6 protein-coding genes and 1 pseudogene are annotated in these 6,892 nt (G+C 67.7%); 2 read left to right on the top strand and 5 right to left on the bottom strand.

What is annotated here, in order from left to right:
- From AC1DBQ_RS20345 to AC1DBQ_RS20355, 3 genes and pseudogenes are all read right to left on the bottom strand, one after another.
- Positions 1 to 402, bottom strand: a pseudogene (locus tag AC1DBQ_RS20345) (tRNA (adenine-N1)-methyltransferase); the annotation flags it as partial.
- A gap of 101 nt (positions 403 to 503) precedes the next feature.
- Positions 504 to 1,691: a site-2 protease family protein gene (locus AC1DBQ_RS20350; protein ID WP_476930232.1), complete on the bottom strand. Its 1,188-nt coding sequence runs from the start codon at positions 1,689 to 1,691 to the stop codon at positions 504 to 506.
- Positions 1,684 to 2,397, bottom strand: coding sequence for an HAD family hydrolase (locus AC1DBQ_RS20355; RefSeq protein ID WP_476930233.1), 714 nt, complete (start codon positions 2,395 to 2,397; stop codon positions 1,684 to 1,686). The genes AC1DBQ_RS20350 and AC1DBQ_RS20355 overlap by 8 nt, the downstream gene beginning before the upstream one ends.
- A gap of 200 nt (positions 2,398 to 2,597) precedes the next feature.
- On the opposite strand from AC1DBQ_RS20355, the gene AC1DBQ_RS20360 reads away from it, so the two are divergent.
- A complete protein-coding gene (locus AC1DBQ_RS20360) occupies positions 2,598 to 3,503 on the top strand; it encodes a PAC2 family protein (RefSeq protein WP_476930234.1) in 906 nt (301 codons plus the stop codon).
- A gap of 38 nt (positions 3,504 to 3,541) precedes the next feature.
- Here AC1DBQ_RS20360 and mshC read toward each other — a convergent pair whose 3' ends face one another.
- The gene (mshC, locus tag AC1DBQ_RS20365; RefSeq protein WP_476930235.1) at positions 3,542 to 4,822 is read right to left on the bottom strand and encodes a cysteine--1-D-myo-inosityl 2-amino-2-deoxy-alpha-D-glucopyranoside ligase; all 1,281 of its coding nucleotides are present in this window, start codon (positions 4,820 to 4,822) and stop codon (positions 3,542 to 3,544) included.
- A gap of 15 nt (positions 4,823 to 4,837) precedes the next feature.
- A complete protein-coding gene (locus AC1DBQ_RS20370) occupies positions 4,838 to 5,671 on the bottom strand; it encodes an undecaprenyl-diphosphate phosphatase (RefSeq protein WP_476930236.1) in 834 nt (277 codons plus the stop codon).
- 52 nt (positions 5,672 to 5,723) lie between these two features.
- Here AC1DBQ_RS20370 and AC1DBQ_RS20375 point away from each other — a divergent pair, with 52 nt between their 5' ends.
- A complete protein-coding gene (locus AC1DBQ_RS20375; protein ID WP_476930237.1) occupies positions 5,724 to 6,659 on the top strand; it encodes an aldo/keto reductase in 936 nt (311 codons plus the stop codon).
- Positions 6,660 to 6,892: the final 233 nt, after the last annotated feature.

Raw genomic sequence — 6,892 nt, forward strand, 5'->3', positions numbered from 1 at the left:
GGCGCCGGGGAAGATGTCCGCCATGGTGACGATCTGGCCGGCGTCCTTGGGGTAGACGACGGCGGCGCCGCGCGGCATCGAGAGCACGAAGTCCGAAAGCAGCGGGCGCAGGGTCTGGTACTGCTGTCCGACGTTGTTCACGACGACGGAGCCGTCAGGCTTGCYGATGATCTCGTCATGGTTCAGGAAGCCGCGGTGGGTGTGGAAGGCGCCGCCGACCTCGAGCGTGATCGTGTTCATGCGCCCGCGCTCGTCCGTGAGCTGCACCCGCTCGCCCTCGCGGAACGGTCCGCGGCGCCGTGCAGCACCGGTCGCGGCAGTACTCGTGCCTGCGGCGGCGGTGCTGGTGGCTGCGGCTGTGTTAATGCCTGCGGCGGCGGTGGCGGCAGTGTCGCTGCTCATGAAGATGTTCCTCGCTCCTGTAAAGCTGTGTGGCCGCGGACATGCCGGCGGGCACCGGTCCTTGCGCGTGGGGGCCGGAAATTCACGACCGACCAGTAACTCTACCGGTTCTGCCCCTGGTTCTGGGGTTGGGGCCGGTACTTGCCCGTAATGGCGCCGAGGACGGCGGACTGGTGCAGCAGCCCGGTGACGGCGCCATCGCGGTCCACCACCGCGTACTCCTGGCCATCGAGCTGGGCCAGGTACTGGACGAGCTCCTGGCCCTTGGACCATTCGGGAACGTAGGCCCCGGCGCTCAKKGCGTAGGAGACTGCCGAAACGGGGGTGGTCGCGGCCAGCGGGGCAGGCACCATGGCTGCTGCGCCGGCGTCGACAATGCCCACCGGACGGCCGTCCCGGTCGCACAGCACCACGGCGGGACTGCCGGACGGCGCCCGGTGCAGGACGTCKGCCACCGTGGCGGTGTCCGGAAGGCCGACGGCCGGCTCGGCGAGGGCCGCGGCGTCGACCAAGTACAGCCGGCCCCGCATGCGGGCMTGCTGGATCGACGCCGAAGCGCCCATCCACAGGAAGCTGCCCACGAGGGCCGTGATGAGGGTGAAGGAAATGTCCGGCCGCGCGCCGCTGACCAGGGGCAGGACAATGAACCACAGCGCCAGGGCGATCACGATGATCCGTCCGGCCCAGCCGGCCGCGATGGTTCCCTTGTCCTGGTTTCCGGTGGCCTTCCAGACGGCGGATTCGACCAGGCGGCCGCCGTCCAGCGGAAGACCGGGAAGCACGTTGAAGATKCYGATCAGCAGGTTGGCCCAGACGAAGATGTTGGCCAGGATGTCGGCCACACCGCTCAGCTGGCCGTAGGCGAGCAGAAGCCAGCCGGCGCCGGCGAGGACGAAGTTCGCCGCAGGGCCAGCCATCGCGACCAGGACCGAGCGGCCCGGTGAGGCGGTGAAGCTTTGGAACTGGGTGTGGCCGCCCCAGAGGTTGAGGACAATCTTCTCCGTGGGCCAGTGGAACACCTTCGCGGTCAGCGCGTGGGCGAGTTCGTGCGCCAGCACGGAGATCAGAAGCAGCAGGGCGTACGCGAAGGCCACGAGGAAGGCGGTGATGCCCAGATGCGGGTTGTTGGTCTCGAGGACCGGCCCGTACGCGATCACGGTGAAGGCCGCGATGATGAACCAGGAGTAGGCGAGATATACCGGGATGCCGGCTATGCGGCCCAGCGGGATACCGTCCTTGCGGGAACCCGCCACCTTGCCGGGCTGTCCCTGGCCGCCGGTGTCAGCCACGGACGGGACTCGCAGTCTTGCGGGCGACGGCGTCGGCGTCAAGCCCGAAGGTGGCATCGGGGAATTCGTGCCGCAGGGCCACCAGTTCTTCAAGGTCCGCCACCGTGCGGCCCTCGAGGGTATCCCACGTGGCGCGGCGGGGGTCATTCGGGAGGGGCACGATGTGCGGGATGGCGACGGTGACGACGCCCGAGGCCACGGCGGCGGCGACGCCCGGGGCGGAATCCTCCAGGGCCACGCAGTGGTGCAGGCCGAGGTCGGGGTCCTGCTGCTGCAGGAGCTCAACGGCCTTGAGGTAAGCCTCCGGGTGGGGCTTGCCCTGCGAGACGGTGTCCCCTGTGACGAGGAAATCGAAGTAGGGCGCGGGGAGGCTGGCAACGATTTCCCGGGCCAGCGGGGCCTCGGACATGGTGACGAGGGCGCAGCGGACGCCCGCGTTATAGAGCTCGTCAAGCAGTTCGCGCGCCCCGGGCCGCCAGGGAACGGACTTGCGGACCTGGCTGACCACGTGGCCCGTGAGGGTGTCGATGATGTCGCGTCGCTCCATCGCTACGCCGGCCTCCTGCAGCAGGCCCGCGGAAAACACCAGGGACTGTCCCACGAGCTGCATGGCCTGGTCATGGGACCACTGTCCGCCGTGCGCTTCAACGAGGGCGCGCTCGGCTTCGATCCAGTAGGGCTCGGTGTCGACAATGGTGCCATCCATGTCCCATAGCGCTGCTTTAAGGAGGGGCCGGGAAGCTGAGGATCGCATGCCTCCCAGTCTAYGGGGAAGCCGGATGCGGGGCGCCGCGCTACGCCTACGGCGAATTTTGGCCGGCAGGCCGCAGTCTCCGGGCAGTTCTTTGCCTCTTCACGGCGCTTCAATGCCTGCACGGGGAAGCGACTTGGACGTAGGGTGATGGCATGAACAGCTTCGAGGCAGACCCCACCGAACCAGGCGCCGTCTCCGAGCCGGAGYGGCTGCTGCAGCCCGTCCCCGAGGGCCGGCGCATCACGGTCATGCTGGCCGCCTTTGAGGGCTGGAATGACGCCGGGGAGGCCGCCAGCGAYGCCCTGCGCTACCTGAACAAACTCTGGGGCGGCAAAAAAGTCGKGTCGATCGACGCCGACGAGTACTACGACTTCCAGTTCACGAGGCCTACGATCCGCCGGACGGCGTCCGGGGAGCGGAAGATCAAGTGGCCGTCCACGCGGATCTTCATGGCAAGTGTTCCCGACTCGAATGTGGACGTGATCTTCGTCCAGGGCACCGAGCCGTCCTATAAGTGGCGCGCCTACACCGCCGAGCTGCTGGTGCATGCCGAGGCCCTCCACGTGGACTACGTCATTCTGGTCGGTGCCCTGCTGGCCGATGTGCCGCACAGCCGGCCGATTCCGGTCAGCACGTCCACCGACGACAACGCCCTGCGCGAGCGGATGGACTTTGAAGCGTCACAGTACGAGGGCCCGGTGGGGATCGTGGGCGTGCTCGGCGAGGTGGCGCTGCTTGCCGGGCTGCCGACGGTCTCGCTCTGGGCGGCCGTGCCRCACTATGTGGCCCAGGCGCCGTCGCCAAAAGCGCAGCTGGCCATCCTGCACCGGATCGAGGAGCTCCTGCAGGTTCCCCTGGACACCCAGGAACTCGTGGAAGAGGCCGACGCGYGGGAGCGCGGCGTGGACGAACTCGCCACCGAGGATCCCGAGATTGCGGCCTATGTGCGCCAGCTGGAGGAGGCCAAGGACACCGCCGACCTCCCGGAGGCCAGMGGCGAATCGATCGCCCGTGAATTCGAGCGCTACCTCAAGCGCCGCAACAAAGACAAACCCTAACGTCCAAGTTGCGGCTGTAGGATCCTAAAATCMGGCTCCTAGAGTTCGACGCCAAGCAAGGCGTTCACGGCATCGCCCACCAGTGCGGCGTCCGTGGCTGAAACGGTTCCCGGGGTGGCCAGGGCGGCCTGGGCCCAGGCGTCGATGGCGGCCAGGGCGCCGGGCGCGTTGAGATCGTTGGCGAGCTCGGTCCGCAGCCGGCCGAGGAGGGACGCGGCGGAGCCGTGCGGAGCCACCGCGAGGGCTTCGCGCCAGGTGCGGAGCCGGTCCTTGGCCTCCGTGAAACCGGCTTCGGTCCAGGACCAGTCCGTGCGGTAGTGGTGGGCCAGAATGGCCAGACGGATCGCAGCCGGCTCCTCCCCGTCAGCGCGAAGCCGGGACACCAGGACCAAGTTGCCCTTGGACTTGCTCATCTTCTCGCCGTCCAGGCCCACCATGCCGGCGTGCGCGAAGTGACGGGCCAGCGGAACACCCGCCAGCGAGTACGCGTGGCCGGCACCCATTTCGTGGTGCGGGAAGATCAGGTCTGATCCGCCGCCTTGGACGGTGAAGGGCTTGGGCAGGTACCGCTGGGCGATCACGGTGCATTCGATGTGCCAGCCGGGCCGCCCCTCCCCCAGTTCACCGCCGGGCCAGMTGGGCTCACCTTCACGGGCAACCCGCCACAGCAGCGGGTCCAGTGCCTGGCGCTTCCCGGCCCGGCCCGGATCGCCGCCGCGCTCGGCGAAGAGTTCGAGCATTTCGGCGTCGGACAGCCCGGACACGGACCCCAGGGTCCAGGCGTCGACGGCGTCGGTCGAATGTTTCCCGGCGGCCTCGACGTCGTAGTAGACGTCGCCGTCGGGCTCTCCGCCGGTGCCGGAAACCCGGTAGGCGAGGCCGTTGCGCAGGAGTCGCTCGATGGCGGGAACGATCAGGGGAACGGCCTCAACGGCGCCGACGTAGTGGTCCGGAGCGAGGACGTTCAGCGCCTCCATGTCAGTCTGGAAAAGCTCGATCTGGGTCGCCGCGAGCTCGCGCCAGTCCACACCGGTGGCCGTCGCCCGCTCCAGGAGGGGGTCGTCGACGTCGGTGACGTTCTGGACGTAGGAGACGTGCTGGCGGCCGTCCCGCCAGGCGCGGTTGAGGAGGTCGAAGGCGACATAGCTGGCCGCGTGGCCCATGTGGGTGGCGTCGTAGGGGGTGATGCCGCAGACGTACATGGACTGCTCACCCGTGGCCTCCAGGGTGACGGTGGCGCCTTTGGCGGTGTCGAAGAGGCGCAGGGCAGGCATGCTGCCCGGGAGCTGGGGAACAGGGCGGGAGATCCAGGATTTCACAGCCCAAGCCTAGTGCTAGGCGCTGATGACATTGAAACCGAGCAGCAGGTATAGGGACAGACCCAGGAGGATCCGGTACCAGACGAACAGCCGGTAGCCGCGGGTTGAGACGTACTTCAGGAACCAGCCGATGATGACATAGCCCACAGCGAAGGCGATGACGGTGGCCAGGGCCGTTTCCGGGAGGCCGTACGGACCGGTGATGCCTTCCTTGGAGACGACTTTGTACAGCTGGTAGAGGCCGCTGCCGAAGACAGCGGGGATGGCCAGCAGGAACGAGTAACGGGCCGCCGCTTCACGCGTATAGCCCATCAGGAGGCCGGCGCTGATCGTGCCGCCGGAGCGCGACACGCCCGGGAACAGGGCCAGGGCCTGGGCGAGGCCGTAATAGAGGCCGTGTTTGTAGGTCAGTTGCGTGAGGTCGCGGTCCTGCTTGCCGACCGTGTCGGCCACGGCCAGGACCATGCCGAACAAGATCAGCATGGTCGCGACGCCCCACAGRCTGCGGAGCACCGATTCGATCTGGTCCTGGAAGAGCAGGCCGAGGACGATKATCGGGACACTGCCCAGAATCACGAGCCAGCCCATGCGCGCGTCCGGGTCATTCCGGGACACTTTGCCGGAGAGCGAACCGGCCCACGCACGGATGATCCGCAGGATGTCGCGCCAGAAGTAGACGATCACTGCCGTCTCGGTGCCCAGTTGCGTGATGGCCGTAAAGGCCGCGCCGGGGTCGGCCGCGTTCGGGAGGAAGGCACCGACAATCCGCAGATGGGCGCTCGAGGAGATCGGGAGGAACTCGGTCAGTCCCTGTACGAGGCCCAGCAGAGCCGCTTGTATCCAGTTCACGTTTATAGACCCTACGTTATGAAGCAGCCCKAATCCCCGTAAGCTTGCTGACATGCAGCAGCGTTATGTCGGCAACAGTGGGTTGCGCGTGTCCGCCCTTTCCCTTGGCACCATGTCCTGGGCCCGGGAAACCGAGGAACAGGATGCCGCCGCCTTGCTGCGGGCCTTCGTCGATGGCGGCGGGACGCTGATCGATACCGCGGCTTCCTACGCTGACGGGCAGGCCGAGGCCATGCTCGGCGGCATGCTGGGCGACGTCGTCGCCCGCTCCGAGGTGGTGATCTCCACGAAAGCCGGACTGACGACGACGGACGGGCGCCGCAGCGTCGACACGTCCCGCAACGGGATGCTCTCGGGTCTTGACGCGAGCCTGGCGCGGCTGGGAACGGACTATGTGGACCTGTGGTTCGCGCATGCCTGGGACCCCAACGTGCCGCTCGAGGAAACCCTTTCCGCCCTTGACTTTGCGGTACGTTCCGGCCGGGCCCGCTACGTCGGCGTTTCCAACTTCAACGGCTGGCAGACGGCTAAGGCCGCCGCGATCGCCGGCTTTCCCCTCGTGGCCAACCAGTCCGAATATTCTCTCCTGCAGCGGACCGCGGAGATCGAGCTGATTCCGGCGATCGAGGACGCGGGGCTTGGCCTCATGGCCTGGGGTCCGCTGGGACGGGGTGTCCTGAGCGGAAAATACCGGGGTCACATCCCCGCGGACTCCCGGGCCGCCCAGCAGCGGCTCGCCACGTATGTGGAGCCGTATCTCGAGGGTGCGGCGTCCAGCGTGGTCGAGGCGGTCGCCATGGCGGCGAAGGGGCTTGGCCGGACGGCCCTGGACGTGTCGCTGAGCTGGCTCCTGTCCCAGCAGGGGGTGGCCACCGCCGTCGTCGGCGCACGGACCCCGGTGCAGCTCAAGGAGATCCTGGACGCGACACTCGCGCCCCTCCCCCCGGAGATCGCGCAGGCGCTCGAAGACGTCTCCGACCCCGTCTAAGGGCTGTCGCGGTGCCGCCGGCTAGCAGTGGGCGCCGGCCCGGGCGGACCCGACGACGTTCTACGCGTTTAGTTCTCTGAGTTCTGCAGGATTTCGAGGTCTTCTTCGTCGTCGACGTCCTCGTCGTCCTCATCCTCTTCGTCGCCGTCGATCACTTCGAGGGGCGTCACTTCGCCGTACGCTTCGTACAGGGCGTCGTCGTAGACTTCAAAGGCATCAGCAACGGCGAAGAA

The sequence above is a fragment of the Arthrobacter sp. 10T413_2 genome, from assembly GCF_056394205.1.

Excerpts from the sequence above, each read along its gene's own strand:
- AC1DBQ_RS20355 (WP_476930233.1), bottom strand. The coding sequence starts at position 2,397 with ATGGATGGCACCATTGTCGACACCGAGCCCTACTGGATCGAAGCCGAG.
- AC1DBQ_RS20375 (WP_476930237.1), top strand. The coding sequence starts at position 5,724 with ATGCAGCAGCGTTATGTCGGCAACAGTGGGTTGCGCGTGTCCGCCCTT.